The organism is Thalassotalea fusca (genome assembly GCF_053485835.1).
The window spans coordinates 1-19,013 of the sequence record NZ_JBQRUN010000031.1 but is presented as its reverse complement, the minus strand read 5'-3'; the positions used below and the strand labels follow the sequence as shown (position 1 = coordinate 19,013).

Here is a 19,013-nt window from a genome sequence, read left to right as displayed (position 1 = left end):
TGTGCGGGTTCTTTTCTCTTTTAGAGAGCTTGAGCAAAGCGTCAGAAGTCAATTGAGTCATAAATCACGATTTGTTATTTTTTGCTGATGCTAATTAGATCATATTTCAAAGAGGATTGGTATTAGTCATTTGCGCTAGCAGACATTTACAATGCTTTTGCAACAAACTCTCACACCACATCAAGCATAAAAAAACGCCCAATGACGTTCATTAGGCGTTCTCTACTCATATAAGTATCATTTTGCTATAAACAGAAAAACGCTTATATGTTAACTCTCGAGCCATTCACAAACTGCGAATGACTCTAGCTTAAGTTACTTCAGGCTTATTGTTGTGTGAACCTGCTCACCTTCTTGGTGATCTGGTTCAAACCAGCGTGCTGTAACTGATTTTGTTTGTGTCCAGAAGTTAATAACTTGTTTACCATTTGGCCCCAAATCACCCAACTTAGAAGCACGTGAACCAGTAAAGCTGAAGTAGGCTACAGGCACAGGAATTGGCACATTGATACCAACTTGTCCTACATCAATTTCATTCTCATATTTACGAGCCGCCCAGCCTGACGACGTGAAAATTGACGTACCATTACCGTTTGGATTCGCATTAACGATCGCAATAGCTTCATCAAGTGTTTCAGCTTCAAGCACACAAAGTGCAGGTCCGAAGATTTCTTGTGTATATATGTCCATATCCGGTGTTACATTGCTGAACATCGTTGGACCAACGAAGTTGCCATTGGGGTAGCCTTCTACTTCACAATTGCGTCCATCTACAAGTAATGTAGCACCTTGTTCAACACCAGAGTTTAGCAAACGGATAATACGTTCTTTAGCTTGTGGTGAAACAACAGGTCCCAAGTCAGCGTCACGTTGCGTACCTGGACCTACTTTCATCTGCTTGGCACGTTCAGCGATTTCAGGCAACCAATTGCGTGCTTCTCCAACCAAAACGGTAACAGGATTTGCCATACAACGTTGACCCGCAGCACCAAAGGCCGATCCTAACAAATCATTGATTGCACGGTTTTTATTTGCATCTGGCATGATAACCATATGGTTTTTAGCACCCATCATACATTGCGCGCGTTTGCCATGCTTGCTTGCGTGATTATATACATGCGTACCAACATGCGTAGAACCAATGAAGGATACCGCTTTAACATCGTCATGTTCACACAGTTGATTAACCGCGTCTGGGCCACCATGCACAACATTGATAACACCCGCTGGTACACCAGCTTCAAGTGCCAATTCAACAAAACGAATGGTTGAAGAAGGATCTTGCTCAGATGGCTTAAGTACAAATGTATTACCACAGGCAATTGCTGGCGGGAACATGAAAGCAGCCAACATAACCGGAAAGTTAAATGCTGTAATACCAACACCTACACCTAATGGCTTATTGATCGTATAGGTATCAACACCTGTTGCTGCATTATTTGCCATTTCACCTAGTTGTAAACGAGTAATTGAACAAGCATTTTCAACAGCTTCTAATGCACGACCAACTTCACCTTCTGCGTCAGGTAACGTTTTACCGTGTTCTAGTGTGATTAGTTCAGCAATTTCCTGAGTATGTGCGCGAACCAATTCTTGAAACTTCAGCATGATGCGCATGCGATTGGTTAAAGAAACTTTTGACCACGTCTTAAATGCTTCTTGAGCAGATGCTACTGCTTGATCAACTTCTTCTTTCGTTGCAATTGGTACACGAGCAACAACTTCTTGTGTTGCAGGGTTAAGTACATCCAACCATTGATCAGACTTAGACTGAACTTTTTCACCACCAATAATTAGTGGAATTTCTCTAATCGACATTTTTAGCTCCTGATAGATTGACTGATTTATCGCGCATGTATCTTCACCGCGAAATCGTCACATTTGCTACACGGTATGCTTTTATGACTGCCAACACAACATGCAAAAACGCAAAATATATTGCATAATTGCAACAGCCAGAATTTTAAGGAACCAAATCATGAATTGGGATGACGTTCGCGTGTTTTTAGAAGTTGCCCGCACAGAAAAGCTAACTGATGCGGCCAAGCAATTGAATATGGACAGTTCTACCGTCTCAAGACGCTTGCATAAACTCGAGGAGTCGCTATCAGCTAAACTATTTGATCGAACATTAGAAGGCCATAAACTTACCACCGATGGCGTTCACCTACTTAACTCCGCCAGAAAAATGGAGCAAGATGCAAAGTTAGCGGTTGAAGGTATACAGCAAAGCGCTCTTGGTCAATCGGGCATCGTACGCATTGGTGTCACTGAAGCATTTGGCAACTTTTTTGTTGCGCCTAACCTACTGAGCTTTCGAGAACAATTTCCACATATCCAAATTGATTTACTTAATTTTTCTCGTTTCGTAAAAATCAGTCGTAATGAAGCAGATATCGCCATAGCTGTTGAACGCCCAAAGAGTACTTCAGTGATAATCACCAAGTTATGCGATTATAAGCTGAAAGTTTACGGCAATAGGCAGCGCTATGAACAGTTTGCAACGGCTCGTTCAAAAACAGAGCTAGAAGGTATGCCTTGGGTTAGCTATGTTGAAAACCTAATTTTTACCGATCAACTTTCCTATGAAAAAGAGTTAGCGATCACTACACAAACCGTATTTAGAAGCACGAGTGTTATCAGTCAGTATGCTGCGATAAAAAGTGGTCTAGGCGTGGGTGTACTGCCCTGTTTTCTAGCAGATAAAGATGATGACTTAGTAGCCTTGTGCCAAGCGGATGTAGAAATACTACGTAGTTTTTGGCTGGTAACTCACCCTGAAAGTAAACGTTTAGCACGGGTAGCTAATGTATGGGAATACCTCAAAACTTTGTGCCACAGCAATTACTCGTTGTTGATGTCCGAGCGGTAACTAACCCCTAGCGATGATACCAGTTGCTCATATCTTTGCCATGCTAATGGATCGCCTTTATTTGGTTGGCACACAGAGCGCTGGTATTGGTAGCTATACGCTTCAAACCATGCAGAAAGCAATTGCGCATTGCTGTCCTCACCAGCAAGCGCCAGCGCGAGTGCAGCAACCTCAGCCGTCGCCAGTTGGTTGCTCTTACTAGCTTTTCTAATGTGATATTTGGATTGATAGTCATCGGCTAAAAATACTTGCGGATCTATCGATAATACTGGAATGTTGTGTAAATATGGGCTTTTTCGATATATCTTTTTTGCCTCACGCCAACTACCGTCGATGTATATAAATAAAAACTTTTTGTTTTTAAAATCGTAACTACTGCTATCAATTAACGGCTGCTCGGCGATGGTATAATTGCTAGGAAACACCAAAACAGGCTGGTAATCAGGCCGCTCAATAATATCGACTAAAGTCTGCGGATATTCGTTTCGCTGCCAAAGATGTGCATAAGTATTAGGAATGACGTCGGCAATCAGTTTGCCCGTATTACTTGGTTTTAAAACTTCTATATCATGCATAAGTAGTAATACAGCATGATTCGATGATGTTTGAGGTGTAAAAGCACACACACAATTTTGCAATGCTACTCGACAATACTCACACCGATTGACTCCCTTGCCTCGCGCATTAAACGCTTTGGTTGCGAGTGATTTTCGATAAAAGTAGAGTTGATGGACAGCGTGCATAATATAAATAACGAATAAAACTCGGCATATTGTACGCTAGTTGGGTAGTAGTTTGATACTAGTATCACCGGTTCTTTGATTTCAAGCCGAATTAATGTTATCAATATCTCGATAAAAACAGGCGCTGAGCCCAATAAATATAGAATTTACGCTCACGAAAAATCAGTATTAGCCAAAAATGAAGTTTACACATTATGATTTGGGTCATTTAACCAAAGGCCAAAAAGTTGAAGTAACTTTAGTCGGCAACGCTGCTAATGTCCATTTAATGACCCAAAAGGAATTTAACGAGTTTACCAAAGACTCAGTGCACAAGGGGATGGGCGGACTTACACTTCAGTCTCCTGTTTACTTTACTGTGCCATATGATTGTCATTGGTTCGTCACCATCGATTTTGGCGGGTATATAGGCAAAGTAGATACAAAAGTGCTTACCTATCCACAGCCTACTAGCTCAGAAGTTTCTTCAACGTAACTATCTCCAACCTCTTGTGGGTAGAGAAATAGCCAAATGTTAGCTGTTTTCCAAAAAACTAAGATAAAAAAAAGGCGCCTAGTTGGCGCCTAAAAACCTATTGTATTCGTTCAGGGAAAACACAAGAGATTGCTACACAAAATCAGCCAATAACTCTGCTGTAACTGACCTTGGATTTGATAAAAAAATTGCGAGATTATCGTTAAGCTTTACCGAGTAACCTCGCAATGGTTGAGCTTTTACATCCATTGATTGCATTAAATGCTGTTTTTGTCGTGGCTTTTATTTGCAGTCACTACGTCAAACTCAGCTAATGCATCAATTTCCAATTTCATTTGTTCCTCTAAAGCATCAATCGCTATAACAGAGTGGCATAAGGCATCGGCTTTTGCTTCGATCACACGGCCACGCTCTTCCATTTGTTGCTCTATTTGTTCACCAAACGTTTCCATACGAGCTTCAAACGCATCTGGATCTCCGCCTGAAAACAGCATTTCTTGTCCAACAGCAATTAACAACGTTCCCATAGAGTTTTTAATAGTAGACTCAACCGCTTCTTCAATGCGCTGTTCAAACTCCTCACCAAATGTGCCATCGCCAAAATTGCCGTGTTCGTCGATAGAAATCTCTTTTTCAAGATCCAATTCCCTATCGATATCAAATTTAATCGCAGCTAAATGTTCAGATAACTCTGTTCCAACATCATTGCCTTCACCTAATAGCTCATTGAATGCTAACGTTACCCCTTCAGAAGCTAAATCCAACGCTTCAAGCGCAATTCCTTTGACTTCAGGTACAACTGCTCTAACTTCTTGCGAAAACTTCGCCACCATATCCTGCTGGCTCGAAGATAGATTAATTGTTTCGCCATTCACTAACAGGTGTTTATTGTCCACGATTCTATACAGCTCCTTGCTGTTCTTAGTAAACGCGACTTCGTGCTTATTAATGGTAAGGCCAGCATTAAGGTCTACATCACATGAATCGGACGAAAATGACGTGTCGTGTGCTGCAACTGAACCTGACGCTAATAAGATGGCAGAGGCAATTAATGATTTCATATCTAAATTCCTTTATTCGCATTAAGCATATTTTCTATTGTTAGCACGCAAATTAAATTTTCTACTATCACTAACAACTCATGAACGCTTTACACGTATCAAATCTGATGCCAACAATGCAACTCATTGTTTTTCAATGGAATACTGAAAACGAATGGATTTCACAAAACGATGACACGGTTATTTTTGAGGAATTATGGCCAATAAGTGGCGAATTTGACTAAAACAATTTAAGAAGAAGACTAATGGGAAAATTAATAGGAAAATAAGAGGCAAAAAAAAAGATGAGTCAAACTCATCTTTTCAAAATTACTTTCGATGCAAATTATAATGCAACGATGTTCTCAGCTTGTGGGCCTTTTTTACCTTCAGTTACAGTGAACTGAACTTTTTGACCTTCGTTCAAAGTTTTGAAACCGTCACCAGAGATTGCGCTAAAGTGAGCAAATACATCTGGACCAGATTCTTGTTCAATAAAACCAAAACCTTTTGATTCGTTAAACCACTTAACAGTGCCTGTAGTTGTATCAGACATGGAGATATCCTTTAATTTTTTAATGAGTAATAATGCCATACGGCGGTGTTGCAGGAAGTGTTACTATTACTTATTAATCAGGACGAGCAAAACTACAGACTCAAACGAATAGATAAAAATAGGTCTTACTTTCTAGCTAGAGTCTGATTCTATATTGTTGCCGCCTACTGTCAAGAAATTTGCATAAAAAATAGCTGAATTTTTTACTATTTTTATCTCTACAGGTCTTTTCTGACGGGACTGTCAAAAAATATTAACCCCCGATTACAAATGATTACTTGCCATTAACATCAAGCAACTTTAGCATGCTGTCCATAAATATTTAAAAATACAAAAATGAAGATGAATCTAAAAAAATTACTCACATTATCACTTTTTGTTCCAACTGTTAGCTTTGCGACTATCGTGGAATTTCAAACATCACACGGTAACTTTCAGGTGAATTTGCACGATCAAACAACGCCAAAGACCGTCGAAAACTTTTTAAAGTACGTCACAAATGATCGCTATGATGAAACCATTGTGCATCGCGTTGTCCCTAACTTTGTTGTACAAGGTGGAGGACATTATTTTGATGGTGAAAACATTAAGAACATCGAAACATATGCGTCTGTAGCCAATGAGCCTGTTTACTCAAATGTTAAAGGCACAATTGCTATGGCTAAGCTAAGTAACTTACCACATAGCGCGACTAGCCAATGGTTTGTCAATACCACCAACAATACTGAGTTGGATACATCAAATGGTGGCTTTACCGTATTTGGCGAAGTTATTGAAGGCATGGACGTTATTGAAGCAATCGATAAGTTACCGCTCTGTGGTTCGATACCAATGCCAAACTACAGTTCAACGCAATGTAGTTCTGGTGAAAAACCTGGAGCAACGAACTTTGTCAACATATACGATGTTATCATTATTGATGATGCGGTAAATACGGCTGATTCACTTTCACCCGTAAAAAATACAGCTATCAATGCCGGTGGTGGCGAAACGCCAGATAATAGTAGCGGTGGTGGTGGCGGTACCTTGTGGTACTTGCTTGGATTAGCAACGTTAACTATGTCGCTTCGCATTAAAAAACTTTGTAAATAAACTGCCGAATGCTACCTCCTTAGTTCAGCACAATTCAGTGTTGAACTAAGGTCTGTTGTGGCGATTCAGCATTACGCGTTGCTCTGAACCGACGCCAACCAATATTCAATTAAATATCTAGCAATGGATTCTTTGCGAGGAATCTTCCAGCCATCACATTCACTGTCCATCTCTCCGTGCCAATCTTTCATTAACTTAACTTCATCAGCGGTAAACCAGTCTGCCGAGGAAAGCTCCTGTTCATCTATGACAATTTCTTGTGTTTGCGCTTGTGCAATAAAGCCAAGCATCAACGAATTTGGAAATGGCCAAGGCTGTGAATTTAGATACTGTACATTGTCGATTGCAATCTGAGTTTCTTCATACACTTCTCTTACGACCGCTTGTTCGACGGATTCACCATGTTCAACAAAGCCTGCAAGCGTTGATATTACACAGGATGGCAGATGTTTATGTCCCGCCAGTAAGCAACGTTTTACACCTTTGCTATCCGTATGCTCTACCAGCGCGATTACCACAGGGTCTTTGCGAGGAAAATGCAGCTTATTACAATCCACATTACTACATTGCTTAGCATGGCCTGATTCAATCAGGCGTGTTGTCTCACCGCAATAACCACAAAATCTTGCACTTTGATGCCAATGATTAAGCGCAGCGGCATAACCAATGAGTGACACCTCTTCTTTAGACAAATAAGGAATGCACTGTCTGGTACCAACCAGCTCAATACTTTCTTGATACTTACAATTGAGTGACAGGAATGCATCTTCTGACAATTCAATCATAAACACTGGCACAGCCGTTCCAGTGTCGTTTCCTAGGAAAATTTGATTTTCAGCTAGCTCATCTGAAGCTGTCAGTCGCTGTTCAAGCAACCAAGGCTCATCGCCTTTTATTTTTAGCAGGCCATTGTCAATAAACAGTGCTTTGCCTTGATAGAATGGAATTAGGAGCCTTGATTCATCACGAGATTGGCTCTTATACCAATCATTACAGGTACGTTTATCAGACGCTCTGTCGATCGACAAATGGGCAAATGTTAAGTCTTGCTTCATCGTAACTTCCTTAGCTATTTGCCGATGTGGAATCAGATTCTATGCTCTGCTGCCAGTAAAGCGACCACTTTCCCATTGGCTCGATTAACGCAAATAAGCTTTGGCCAAGTTCAGTTAGTTGATAACCATTACCTTCATTAGTAATTAACGCTGTTGCCTTGAGTTCTTTTAGTCTTGTATTTAAAAGTGTTGGTGAAATTGCTTCGCAATAATCCTGAAGTTGACGGAAACTGGCGTTCCCCTTCGATAGATGCCATATGATCCCTAACGCCCATGTGCGACCTAGTAAATCTAGTAACGCCATGATAGGTTTACCTGTTTTAGAGCCTCTTACGGGTTGTCCGGGGAGTGGAATTGATGGCATAACGCTTCCTTAAGCTACAAAATATGTAGCGAAGAGTACTACATATTTTGTAGTATTTTCAAGCGGTAATTATCGACGAATTTGTTGATAAACGTCTTTAGCGATCAACGGTTACTCTATGGTAAAAGTTATGTCGTTGCGACTATAAGCGGACTTTTTGGCGCATAACTTTAGTATCACTACGCTTTTGTTTACTGTCTAAACGGCGTATTTTTGAGGCTTTAGTAGGTTTAGTTTCTCGTCTGACTTTCTGTACTTTTGCCACCTCTTTGATCATCTCAACTAATCGCTCTATAGCATCTTGCTTATTCTTTTCTTGTGTACGAAATTGCTGAGCCTTTATAACAATCTCGCCGTCCTTGGTAATACGTTTGTCTTTTAGTGCGAGCAAACGTGTTTTATAAAAATCAGGCAGGCTACTTTGATGGATATTAAAACGTAAATGAATCGCGCTTGCGACTTTGTTAACATTTTGACCACCTGCACCTTGTGAGCGTATCGCAGAGATCTCAATTTCACTCTCATCAAGTGTTACGGTATTTGAAATTTGTATCATCAGTTATGAATTACGTAATGTAGCTGTTGGTTCAATTGCCATTCGACAATAGCACAACACTTATGGTTTCCGATATAAAAACAGGAGCTAATATGCTCCTGTTTGTGACTAATTAATTATTGGTATTAAGCAAGATTAAGTTCTTGTACTTTTTCATGCGCAATTTCAGGCGTTACTGACACTGGCTTATCGTGCTTATTCGCTTTTAATTGACCTTTTCGATGTTTTAGCGCTGCATCTAATTTTTTAGCAGCATTTGCAATTGCTGGATACATAACTTCATCATTACCTGATGCAGCAACGCGTGCCCCTTCGTAGTTGGTAGTAATTTCTACCTGATGTTTGCCGTGCTCCTTCGAAATTATGATTTCTAATGAGATTAATGTTGGAAAGTGTTTTGCGATTTTTGAAAACTTTTCATCAAGGTGTTCTCTTATTGAACTAGTAACTTCTACATGATGACCAGAAACATTTATTTTCATATCTTTTCCTTTTTTCCTGTTACTCATAATAAGACTTGGGGTTATTAGGCAAAAAGGCAAGTAAAAACTTAAACTATTTATCATATTTTTGTCATTTGTTTGATCTATGTACTAAAAAACCACGTTTCAGTTCAAAAAACGTTCAAACAACACCACCTCTTGGTCAATATTAGGCACCGATACTAAGCCTTTCTTTTTAAATTGTTGGCCTTCGAGCAATGCAATTGATGCCGAATTGCTCGGATTGCAAATCGCATTTAAACATTTTAATGCCAACTGACTACGTGCATATTCAATCACTGCGGCAACGCTCTCTTTACCATACCCTTTTCTCTGATACTGGCTTAGAAAAGAATAACCGACTTCAGGGTATTCGACCCCCTCTCTTTTTATTAGCCCTGACATACCAATGGGTTCACCGCTAGATTTCAACTGGCAACAATACAGGCTAAACCCAAGTGCTTGTTGCATCGCTATGGGCCCAGTTTCAATGTATTCGCATGCACTTTCAAAATCGCGAACACCTTTATCTCCGATGTTTTGAATAAAGTCAGGCTGATTCAACAATGTAATAATCATATCCGCGTCAGCCGGGCTAAGAACACGAAGAACAAGACGATCAGTCTCTAAAATTTTCATATTGTGACTCCAAAAAGATTCAAACAAATTTCGCAACAAAAAATTACGGTTAAATTCGATTAAGACTACTGAATTTCACTCAATTTGGTTTATAATCGCTCACCAATATGCCAACCCTTTGAAATATCTACAAGAGATAATTGAATGTTTGATGATATTCGTCCTTATCGTAATGATGAAGTTCATGCTGTCGTACAAAAATTAATTAGCGAACCAGAATTCATGGCGTCTGTCGCCAATTTTGCATTGCCTAAATTACACGCCACGATTCCCTTTCTGGCAAAGTGGCTCATCAAGTTTTCCTTTCAGCGAAAGTTGAAAATGCTCGGTGGTATTGAAGACATTCAGCTTGAAGTAGCTAAGTATCTTAATAAACTGATTAAGCTCAGTACCGATGGTTTTAGCTATGACGGAATTGACGGGCTTGATTTAAACAAACCAACTTTGTTTATTTCAAATCATCGCGACATTGTGTTGGATGTTGCCTTAATCAATCTAGCTTTACATCAAAATGGCGCAGACACAGTAGAAGCAGCAGTGGGAGATAACTTGCTCCACAAGCCATGGGTGGCAGACTTAATGCGTATAAACAAGAGCTACATCGTCAAGCGCAGTGAAAAAACAAAGCGAGCGATGTTAGCCGCTTCTAAGCAATTATCCGCCTACATTCATCATGTGTTGGTTGATAACCAACAGCATTTGTGGATAGCCCAACGTGAAGGTCGAGCCAAAGATGGCTTAGATAAAACCAACGCTGCATTAATTTCAATGCTGTTACTTAATAAGCCAAAAGACATGGCGATCGCGGAGTATCTTGATACATTAAATATTGTGCCTGTATCTATCTCTTACGAATTTGACCCATGTGATACTGATAAAGCCAAAGAGCTTGCTCAACGAGAAGCATCTGGGGATTACGTCAAAGAAGAAGGCGAAGATTTCAAAAGCATTACACAAGGAATGTCAGGTTACAAAGGCAAAGTCCACTTAACCTTTGGTACGCCGATTCGTGGTGATTTTGCAGATAGTAAAGCGATTGCTAAAGCGATTGACGAGCAGATTATTGGTCAATATAAATTATACGAAAGCAACCTCTCAGCGCACGCTCAATTAACCGATAAATCCCAGGCTTTAGTGCCTCATTTGCAAGAGCGTATACAGTCATTAACATTAGAACAGCAGAAGTGGTTACTCACTATGTATGCTAATCCTGTGCTTGCTAAAAAAGCCTTATCAGATTTCTGATAAGGCTTTAACTTTTCTCTGTATTAATTATTTTTGACGATAAAATTCAGACATGGCTTTGTACAAAGAGTACAAATCCACTTTCGAACCAACCGCATACGGCGAATGAATAGAAAGGATCGGCACACCGAAATCTATCACTTCCATATTATCGTTTGATAAGTCACTGCCAATGGTACCGCCTGACGCTTTACCTTTGTATGTTGATGTTTGCCATTTGATATTAGCGTTATCTAGATAGTTGCGTGTCCATGCCATATATTCAGAGTTTGCATTAAAACCACCACCATAAAGTTTCAAGTTAATGCCGTTGCCAAGTCGTGGCGCATTACCTAATTCCCAAACACTTGACCAAGTTGGATTAACACCTGGGTTTACATCAGCAGAAATCACTTTAGTATTACGCAACACTTTACGTAGCAAGTAGTCGTTGTAATCATTGCCAAGCTTGTTGTAAAGCATGCCACTTAACATATCCACTAAATAACTTGAGCTGGCACCCGTGTTATTAATATTCCCTACTTCTTCGTTATCAACTAAATAAGCGATAGCGGTATATTCAGGCGTACCCTGCTCAACAATGGCTTTAACTGCGGCAATAGAGGAGGCTTTGTCATCTTGGCCATAAGCCGCAATCATTGAACGGTCAAAACCAATATCTCTTGGTTTGCTTGCCGGCACTAAAGCCAACTCAGCAGACACTAAATCTTCAACCGAAATGTCATATTGCTCGGCCAAAAATGCAGTGACTAAGTCTTTAACGGACGATTCTAAACCAGGCTTAGACGCAATAATCACATCAAGCTCTTCTTTCTTGATAACATCACGGCTGGTACGCGAACGATTAGCATGATCAACATGTGGTGCTAGATCAGGAACTAATAGCACTGGTTCATCATCGTTAAAGCCCATTGAAATTTGCACTGTTGAGCCGTCTTTTTTATCTACACGGCCAACAATTGCGAGCGGTATATTCACCCATTGATACGTTTTAATACCACCATGAATATACGTTTGAAACATTGCGAACTTTTGCTTTTCGAACAGAGGACGCCCTTTCAACTCAAGTCGCGGAGAATCGATATGTGCGCCAACAATACGGGTACCTTCTGTCAGAGGCTTCTTGCCCATAACGATTAAAGAGATAGTGCGATCACGATTAACATCATAGAATCTTGCACCTGGCTTTAATTCGCTGTTTTCGGTTAAACGTTTGAATCCTTGTTTTTCAACACGCTTGATGGTCTCGCTAACAAACGTTAGCTCAGTTGGCGTCTTAAAAATATAATCTTTGTAATCAGTGGCATAGGCTTCTACTTCTTTCAATTCCTTTTCAGAAAGACTCAACCAGCTGGAAACTTGCTTTTTATCGGCCGATTTAGTGCTATCTTCAGCATGCACTAGCGCTGGTGATGAAAGGGTAATACTTGCCAAAATAGCAAGATTCAAGAATGTCTTTTTCATAATGTCCCAGGAGATATTTATTATTTTAAAGGGGCATTGTAAAAATAGTCATAAATAAATAACAAGTGTTTATCGATGAATCTTCCTTTATTCAACGATAAACGTCATGTTGCCGCGTAGTTGATTGACATCTAGTGGCACCTCAATGCAACTTATACCAATCCGTATAAGAGATTGGTATTATTCACACTCGCGTGGCGGTCGAACTTGCTCGGCTAAAGACTCGATTGAAAATTCAATGCGCTTCAACTCTCTCAGTGTCGATTGCCTGTTCATTTCCATGAATGTCCACATTTTTAACGCAATTTGAACCATGGTAGCTAGCAACAATAAGACTCCCCAATGCAGTTTCATTGCTACAGAGCCTTCAGTAAAAAAGAAGTGATAACCTGCCCAAAACATTAGCACTGTCAATGCAAAGGTAAAAATGCCTACAATTATTATCCAGCGACCTAATGCACCTTTGTATGCATTCGCCAACATGGTAAAAATACCTGCGTCATGTGCGAGAGCCTGATCAATCGATTTAGCTTCATGTTCTAACTCCGCGCGAATTTTATCATCTATGTTCATCGTCATTCCTCTACTCAAGTTGTTTCTTCAAATTGTTTCTGGCGCGATTAAGGCGTGATTTCACTGTACCAACTGGAATACAAAGCACCTGTGCTATTTCACTCAATCGCATGTTTTCGAGATAAAATAAGTGAATCGCCTGCTGATCGATCTCTGACAATGCATTCATTAACTCTCTTAACTGACTACCTTTATCGGAGTCGCTCTCGTTATGATCATTAGTCGTTAGCGCAGCACTCACTTCTTTATCGGTAAACTCCACTATTTCCCGTGATTGACGTTTCAATAAATCGAGCGTTTGCCAACGTGCACTGCGATATATCCATGCCTTAAAGGCACGCGGGTCTTGTAGTTTTGATAGCGAGTTCGCTAGCTTCATCCAGCAATTTTGTACCGCATCACGAGCCATCGCTTCATCAGCACATATCTTGTAGGTAAAACGTAATAACGCCGGATAGTAATATCTACACAATTGCTCAAAGGCCTTTTCACATCCGCCTTGCGCTTCAATTACCCAAAGCTCAATCTGAGCTTGATTCATAACACTGCTCTCACCTTACTTTTACTACAAAGACGATTAGAAATTCTGAAAGGTTCGCTACAACTATATTTTGGTTAGCACCTATAGTGCAAGGAAGGATAATACAGAGAAACAGTACAGAGAAACAATAACAGAAAAGCCAAGGACACAGCCTTGGCTTGATAATGCAATTTAGAAATTTATTGGGCAGCTATTAGTTGCTACATGCGCCAATATAAGTCCATACATTGCTATAGATGTCTGGTCGAGCTCCCGTTGACCACCAAATAGATTCATATTTGTTGCCATTGTATGAAACAACATCACCAATCACATAAGATGCGCTTGCAGACCATTCTGAATAGCCATCACAGCCTCCGTTCGTGTCTCCTTGAACCTGAACAACACGACTTGTTGAATCAGACAAGCCATCGGCATCGTATACGGTTAACGTCACAGTATAACTTCCACCCGCACTGTACGTGTAAGTAGGATTTGTCGCTGTTGATGTACTACCGTCACCAAAATTCCAGCTACGGCTTACTACACCTTGATCGTCAGAAGAGTTATCCGTGAACGATGCGGTAAGTTGATTTGTAGATACTGAGAAATCTGCGCTAGGACCTTGCTGACAAGGATCGGTTGAATCAGATTCTTTTTTCCATACATTGGTATAAATATCAGGACGCGCACCAGTTGACCACCAAGTAGCAACATAATTCACTCCGTTAAAGCTTACGCGGTCACCAATAGCATAGCTCGAATATTGATTCCACGCTGGCGCTAAACCGCTAATAGAAGCGCTTGAATCACATTGTGTGCCTACTGTAATAGATTTGGATGTACTATCGGTGTTGCCATCTGTGTCTGTAACCGTTAATACAACAGTATACGATCCTGCATTAGCATAGGTATGTACGGGGTTTTGCGTATTTAAAGTTGTGCCGTCACCCATTTTCCATGAAGCACTCGCTATGCCGGTATCATCCGTTGAGGTATTGTTAAAAGACACCGTTAAATCATCTACCGATTCAGTAAAGCTAGCAACTGGATTTTCACCTTCTCCAGTATCAGGCTTGAGACCAGTTTTGCTTTCAATCCAATCCAAATAGGCCGTTGTACGTGTAAAAGCGGTCGCTCCTTGGCAAGCCCTACCCCAACTTACTGTGCCGATGCTGTAGAATGTACCATTGCCTTGAACCGCAAATGGGCCACCGCTATCGCCATTACAAGCAGAAACGCCACCAGTGCCGCCCCCACAAATAACGCCATTACCAACATTAGCGCCGAGTTGACTGCTACATGACGAGTTGGTAATGATTGGTAAATCTACTTCTCTCAATCTATCTGCTGGCGTGCCATTGTTATATGTTAACCCCCAACCAGATACGGTTGCATAACCGCCAACACCAGCTAGTTGATCTGCAATTGCTTTAGTTGGCAACGCCGCTGGTTTGATTGAACTACTTGCACTGTTAGATAGTCGTAGTACAGCAATGTCATAGCCGCTTTGAATATTTTGTGCACCTTGCCAATATTCGTGGCGGATAATTTGGCTAACGCGATGAGTCGTACCATCATTAGCGCTAATGCTATGTGCCCCTACCCTTACCGTTAAATTACTGGTTGATGCGCTATCTAAACAATGTGCTGCCGTTAATACCCAATCTTTAGATATAAGCGTACCGCCACAGCCTTGTCGACCATTCATTAATAATGCTACTTGGTAAGGGCGTGAATAAGGTGTTGACTCTTTACCACCGACGATTTGCAGTTCTTTATCGCCTTTGTCAGCAACCGCAGAAAATGAGCCAAATAGTGAAAACCCTATTGCCGTAGCAATACAGGTGCTCGTGAGCGTTCCAAACGCTTTACTCGTTGTTTTTACGTTTTTCATATTACTCTCTTATTGTTTTAATTGTTCGTTTTGACATGTTTGTAATAACTACATACACCTCAAAAAGTATCTCAACTTTTATCTGAGATAAACCATGAGAGCAAAAAACAATCAATTTACATTGTGGTCAAACCAGATGTTTTGAACCTTATTAATTTGATAATCTGATGAAATGTATAAAAAATATGCGTAACAATATATTTACAACCAAACAACCAATACTTTTCACAGTCGTAATAATTTTGTCATAATCCTTAGTCGCAGTTCGCGTTCAATTTACCATTTAAATAGATGTTTCAATTGGTGAAATAGCCCTATTAAAGTATGATAATTGCGATTATGCGTTAAATAGTGGATAAAACACGTTAACCAACAACAAAGTAGCGGTTCCTTTTGTTATAAAAGTAACAAACGATTAACCCCATAAAAAACAAGAACCGAAATATAAAAATAAGGTCGAAGGATGATTTTAAATAAGACTCAGTTAGCCAAAGCACTTTCTATAGCGTTAGTAGGCTCCTCATTTGCCCTCGTTGGCTGCCAAGAAAAAACCTCAAGCGAAACACCTGTAGCAGTAGAAAGCGCTGACGCCATTGCAGCTGTAGTGAGAGAAAATAGCGAATCACTAAGCGACGAATATGCTGCTATGCGCGCGACGCAAGTAAGCAATGTAAAATATAACTTAACGGTAGCGATAGATAACAAATCTGAAAGCTTCACTGGTAGCACAGAGTTACTCTTTGATTTGTCAAAAGACAATCAAAGCGACTTAACCGTTGATTTTGAGAAAGGTACTGTTAAATCAGTTACTGTAAATGGTAAACCTGTTAAATTTAGCTATGAAAAATGGTTTATTACCATTCCTGCATCAGAACTTTCACCAGGTGCTACCTCGTTAGTCGTTGAATATGAACGTCCTTATGCAACAGATGGTTCAGGTTTCCATCGTTTTGTTGATCCAGAAAATGGTGAAGTCTACCTATATACTGATTTCGAACCATATAATGCAAACCGCCTATTCCCTCACTTTGATCAGCCTGATTTAAAAGCGACTTACACAATGCAAGTGACAGCACCTAAGCATTGGCAGATCATTACATCGGTTCGTGAAGACAAGGTTGAGGCGCAAGGTGACAATAAAGTTTGGCACTTTCCTGAATCGGCTAAATTCTCATCTTACATTTTCTCGTTACATGCTGGTAACTATGCCGTTTGGGAAGATTCATACGAAGATATTCCATTGCGCCTTTTTGCTCGTCAGAGCCTAGCGCAATACGTAAAGACTGACGAGTGGTTTATTCCGACTAAACAAAGCTTTACCTTCTTTAACAAGTATTTTGATCTCCCATATCCATTTGTAAAATACGACCAAGTGATGGCACCAGACTTCAACAGTGGCGCTATGGAGAACGTTGCCGCCGTAACATTTAATGAGGGCTACATCAGCCGTGGTGAAAAATCCACGCAAGCAAAAATGAGCTTGGCCAATGTTATCGCGCATGAAATGGCACATATGTGGTTTGGTAACTTAGTCACCATGCGTTGGTGGAATGGCTTATGGTTGAATGAAAGTTTTGCCACTTATATGGCTAATTTAGCTGTTGCCGAAGCAAGCGATTTCGAAAACGTTTGGGATGTGTTTTATTCAGGTACTAAACAATGGGCGTATCGTACTGATGACTCAGTGAATACACATGCGATTGAATTACCGGTACCAACAACAGGTGATGCTTGGACAAACTTTGACGGTATCACGTATGGTAAAGGGGCGTCTGTCTTAAAACAGCTACCATTTTACCTAGGTGAAGAAAACTTCCGAGTTGGTGTTAGCAATTACCTGAAAAAATTCTCATACAAAAACACAGAGTTAGACGATTTCATCGGTGAATTGGGTAAAGCTGCCAATAAAGACCTAAGCCAATGGACACAAGATTGGTTATACAAAGCGGGTGTAAATACGATTAAAGCGAGCTACCAATGTGCAGACGGCAAAATCAGCGAGTTTACTATCACGCAATCCTCGCCAGAAGGTTACCCAACATTAAGAGAACAACGTGTACAGGTTGGTCTTTATAACCTATCCGGCGATGCACTAGCGTTAACCAGCAAAACCCCTGTTACCTATAAAGGCGAGACCACATCGGTTGATGCAATTATTGGTAAACAATGTCCAGATCTAGTTTTCCCTAACCAAGATGACTGGGGCTATGTAAAAGTAGATTTAGACGAAGCGTCGCTTGAAACGGTTAAACAGCATGTCAATGCAATTGAAAACACAACAGTAAGACTTATGATTTGGCAAAGTCTACTTGATAGTGTGAATGACGCAAAACTACCTGCGGATCAATTTGCGAATTTTGCTATCGCTAATATCGAAGGCGAAACTGATTACAATGTGACTAACAAAATTTCAGCTAGTTTAACCACAGCAGTCAGTTACTTAAATGCTGCAACACGTTTGAAGCAAAAAGACTTCTCAGCGATTCGTGCTGAAGTAGAAGATCTATACCTACGCCTATTAGAAAAAGCCAAAGCAGGGTCTGACTTCCAAAAACTTTGGTATCGTCGTTATGTTGCACTTGCTAAGTCACCAAAACATTTGGCGAACATTGCAAAAATCTTGCAAGGTGAAATGGCATTTGATGGCATGACTATAGATCAAGATAAGCGCTGGCGATTGATTACTAAGTTGAATCGTTATGAATTCGCTAACTACGACGCCCTACTTAAGGCTGAGCAAGAAAAGGATACGTCTGATACTGGTGTGAAAAGTGCCATTTATGCAGAAGTCGTTCGTCCTGACCCTGCGGTAAAAGATAAATGGTTTAACACGGTAATCAACAACCCAGACAATCTAAAGTTATCAACACTTCGTTGGATAATGTACGGTTTGTTCCCTTCTGAGCAACGTCACTTGGAAGCGCCATATAAAGCTCGTATTCTTGAAAACATCGAGAAGCTAAATAGTGGCAGTGACCTTAGTCTGTTAGGATCTTTCGTCAATAATATGTTGCCAACCAATTGTACCGCTGATAGCGAACAAGAATTGGCACAGCTTGTTACGAAATACTCAGAAATGAAACCACAAGTGTTAAAAAGCGTAAAAGGTAGTCATGAGCAAGTTGGTCGTTGTGTTAAGGCACTAGCGCTGCTATAAAAACCCGCACCACTTGATAACAAAAAAGAGGCCAGTTGGCCTCTTTTTTCATACCATTTAATTATTCAAAGTATTATACCAATCCGTATAAGAAATTGCTCTCTTAGCGAGAATTTAAAGGTTTAGAGGCAAGGCTTTGATTGCAAAGAATGGTTGTTCCCTTGTTAAAATCAATAACGCAGCATATAAGCCTTTAAAACTCGCCCTTTGGGAATGCATGGGCAACATGATAACTGCACAAAATAAGCTTAATGTAGAACAACTATATCTACACTTATTTCGT

At 40.3% G+C, this 19,013-nt stretch carries 18 protein-coding genes; 5 read left to right on the top strand and 13 right to left on the bottom strand.

The annotated features are described in order from the left end of the window. Positions 1 to 315 precede the first annotated feature (315 nt). Entirely contained in the window at positions 316 to 1,818 is a 1,503-nt protein-coding gene (locus tag ACSLUK_RS19555; RefSeq protein ID WP_448550480.1) for a CoA-acylating methylmalonate-semialdehyde dehydrogenase, read from the bottom strand. A gap of 160 nt (positions 1,819 to 1,978) precedes the next feature. Here ACSLUK_RS19555 and ACSLUK_RS19550 point away from each other — a divergent pair, with 160 nt between their 5' ends. Then, positions 1,979 to 2,872: a LysR family transcriptional regulator gene (locus ACSLUK_RS19550; RefSeq protein ID WP_448550479.1), complete on the top strand. Its 894-nt coding sequence runs from the start codon at positions 1,979 to 1,981 to the stop codon at positions 2,870 to 2,872. Here ACSLUK_RS19550 and ACSLUK_RS19545 read toward each other — a convergent pair. Further along, the gene (locus ACSLUK_RS19545) at positions 2,845 to 3,615 is read right to left on the bottom strand and encodes a tRNA-uridine aminocarboxypropyltransferase (RefSeq protein ID WP_448550478.1); all 771 of its coding nucleotides are present in this window, start codon (positions 3,613 to 3,615) and stop codon (positions 2,845 to 2,847) included. The genes ACSLUK_RS19550 and ACSLUK_RS19545 overlap by 28 nt on opposite strands. Positions 3,616 to 3,793: 178 nt before the next feature. On the opposite strand from ACSLUK_RS19545, the gene ACSLUK_RS19540 reads away from it, so the two are divergent. Then, positions 3,794 to 4,090 (top strand): DUF1883 domain-containing protein, encoded by a 297-nt coding sequence (locus tag ACSLUK_RS19540; RefSeq protein ID WP_448550477.1) that lies wholly within the window; start codon positions 3,794 to 3,796, stop codon positions 4,088 to 4,090. Between the two features lie 257 nt (positions 4,091 to 4,347). Here the strand turns inward: ACSLUK_RS19540 and ACSLUK_RS19535 are convergent, their stop codons facing one another. Further along, positions 4,348 to 5,151, bottom strand: coding sequence for a DUF2884 family protein (locus ACSLUK_RS19535; RefSeq protein WP_448550476.1), 804 nt, complete (start codon positions 5,149 to 5,151; stop codon positions 4,348 to 4,350). A 325-nt stretch (positions 5,152 to 5,476) separates the two neighbouring features. After that, positions 5,477 to 5,686 (bottom strand): cold-shock protein, encoded by a 210-nt coding sequence (locus ACSLUK_RS19530; RefSeq protein ID WP_448550475.1) that lies wholly within the window; start codon positions 5,684 to 5,686, stop codon positions 5,477 to 5,479. A 342-nt stretch (positions 5,687 to 6,028) separates the two neighbouring features. Here ACSLUK_RS19530 and ACSLUK_RS19525 point away from each other — a divergent pair, with 342 nt between their 5' ends. Continuing rightward, positions 6,029 to 6,778 (top strand): peptidylprolyl isomerase, encoded by a 750-nt coding sequence (locus ACSLUK_RS19525; RefSeq protein WP_448550474.1) that lies wholly within the window; start codon positions 6,029 to 6,031, stop codon positions 6,776 to 6,778. Positions 6,779 to 6,849: 71 nt separating this feature from the next. Here ACSLUK_RS19525 and nudC read toward each other — a convergent pair whose 3' ends face one another. The 5 genes from nudC to ACSLUK_RS19500 form a co-directional block, all read right to left on the bottom strand. Beyond that, on the bottom strand, positions 6,850 to 7,833 hold the full coding sequence (gene nudC / locus ACSLUK_RS19520) for an NAD(+) diphosphatase (RefSeq protein ID WP_448550473.1): 984 nt from the start codon (positions 7,831 to 7,833) through the stop codon (positions 6,850 to 6,852). A 10-nt stretch (positions 7,834 to 7,843) separates the two neighbouring features. After that, a complete protein-coding gene (locus tag ACSLUK_RS19515; protein WP_448550472.1) occupies positions 7,844 to 8,197 on the bottom strand; it encodes a winged helix-turn-helix transcriptional regulator in 354 nt (117 codons plus the stop codon). 142 nt (positions 8,198 to 8,339) lie between these two features. Then, entirely contained in the window at positions 8,340 to 8,753 is a 414-nt protein-coding gene (gene arfB / locus ACSLUK_RS19510) for an alternative ribosome rescue aminoacyl-tRNA hydrolase ArfB (RefSeq protein WP_448550471.1), read from the bottom strand. 125 nt (positions 8,754 to 8,878) lie between these two features. Then, on the bottom strand, positions 8,879 to 9,235 hold the full coding sequence (gene hpf, locus ACSLUK_RS19505) for a ribosome hibernation-promoting factor, HPF/YfiA family (protein ID WP_448550470.1): 357 nt from the start codon (positions 9,233 to 9,235) through the stop codon (positions 8,879 to 8,881). A 126-nt stretch (positions 9,236 to 9,361) separates the two neighbouring features. Next, positions 9,362 to 9,874, bottom strand: a complete 513-nt coding sequence (locus tag ACSLUK_RS19500; protein ID WP_448550469.1) for a GNAT family N-acetyltransferase — start codon at positions 9,872 to 9,874, stop codon at positions 9,362 to 9,364. A gap of 144 nt (positions 9,875 to 10,018) precedes the next feature. Between ACSLUK_RS19500 and ACSLUK_RS19495 the strand changes: the two genes are divergently transcribed. Further along, entirely contained in the window at positions 10,019 to 11,119 is a 1,101-nt protein-coding gene (locus ACSLUK_RS19495; RefSeq protein ID WP_448550468.1) for a 1-acyl-sn-glycerol-3-phosphate acyltransferase, read from the top strand. 27 nt (positions 11,120 to 11,146) lie between these two features. Here the strand turns inward: ACSLUK_RS19495 and ACSLUK_RS19490 are convergent, their stop codons facing one another. From ACSLUK_RS19490 to ACSLUK_RS19475, 4 genes are all read right to left on the bottom strand, one after another. Next, on the bottom strand, positions 11,147 to 12,583 hold the full coding sequence (locus ACSLUK_RS19490; protein ID WP_448550467.1) for a zinc-binding metallopeptidase family protein: 1,437 nt from the start codon (positions 12,581 to 12,583) through the stop codon (positions 11,147 to 11,149). A 180-nt stretch (positions 12,584 to 12,763) separates the two neighbouring features. After that, positions 12,764 to 13,156 carry a DUF6768 family protein gene (locus ACSLUK_RS19485; protein WP_448550466.1) on the bottom strand — a complete coding sequence of 131 codons (393 nt, stop codon included), beginning with the start codon at positions 13,154 to 13,156 and terminating at the stop codon, positions 12,764 to 12,766. Positions 13,157 to 13,166: 10 nt separating this feature from the next. Beyond that, entirely contained in the window at positions 13,167 to 13,697 is a 531-nt protein-coding gene (locus tag ACSLUK_RS19480; protein ID WP_448550465.1) for an RNA polymerase sigma factor, read from the bottom strand. Positions 13,698 to 13,890: 193 nt separating this feature from the next. Beyond that, positions 13,891 to 15,573: a trypsin-like serine protease gene (locus ACSLUK_RS19475; RefSeq protein WP_448550464.1), complete on the bottom strand. Its 1,683-nt coding sequence runs from the start codon at positions 15,571 to 15,573 to the stop codon at positions 13,891 to 13,893. A 463-nt stretch (positions 15,574 to 16,036) separates the two neighbouring features. Between ACSLUK_RS19475 and pepN the strand changes: the two genes are divergently transcribed. Next, complete coding sequence (pepN, locus tag ACSLUK_RS19470) at positions 16,037 to 18,730, top strand: aminopeptidase N (protein WP_448550463.1); 2,694 nt, start codon at positions 16,037 to 16,039, stop codon at positions 18,728 to 18,730. Positions 18,731 to 19,013 lie beyond the last annotated feature (283 nt).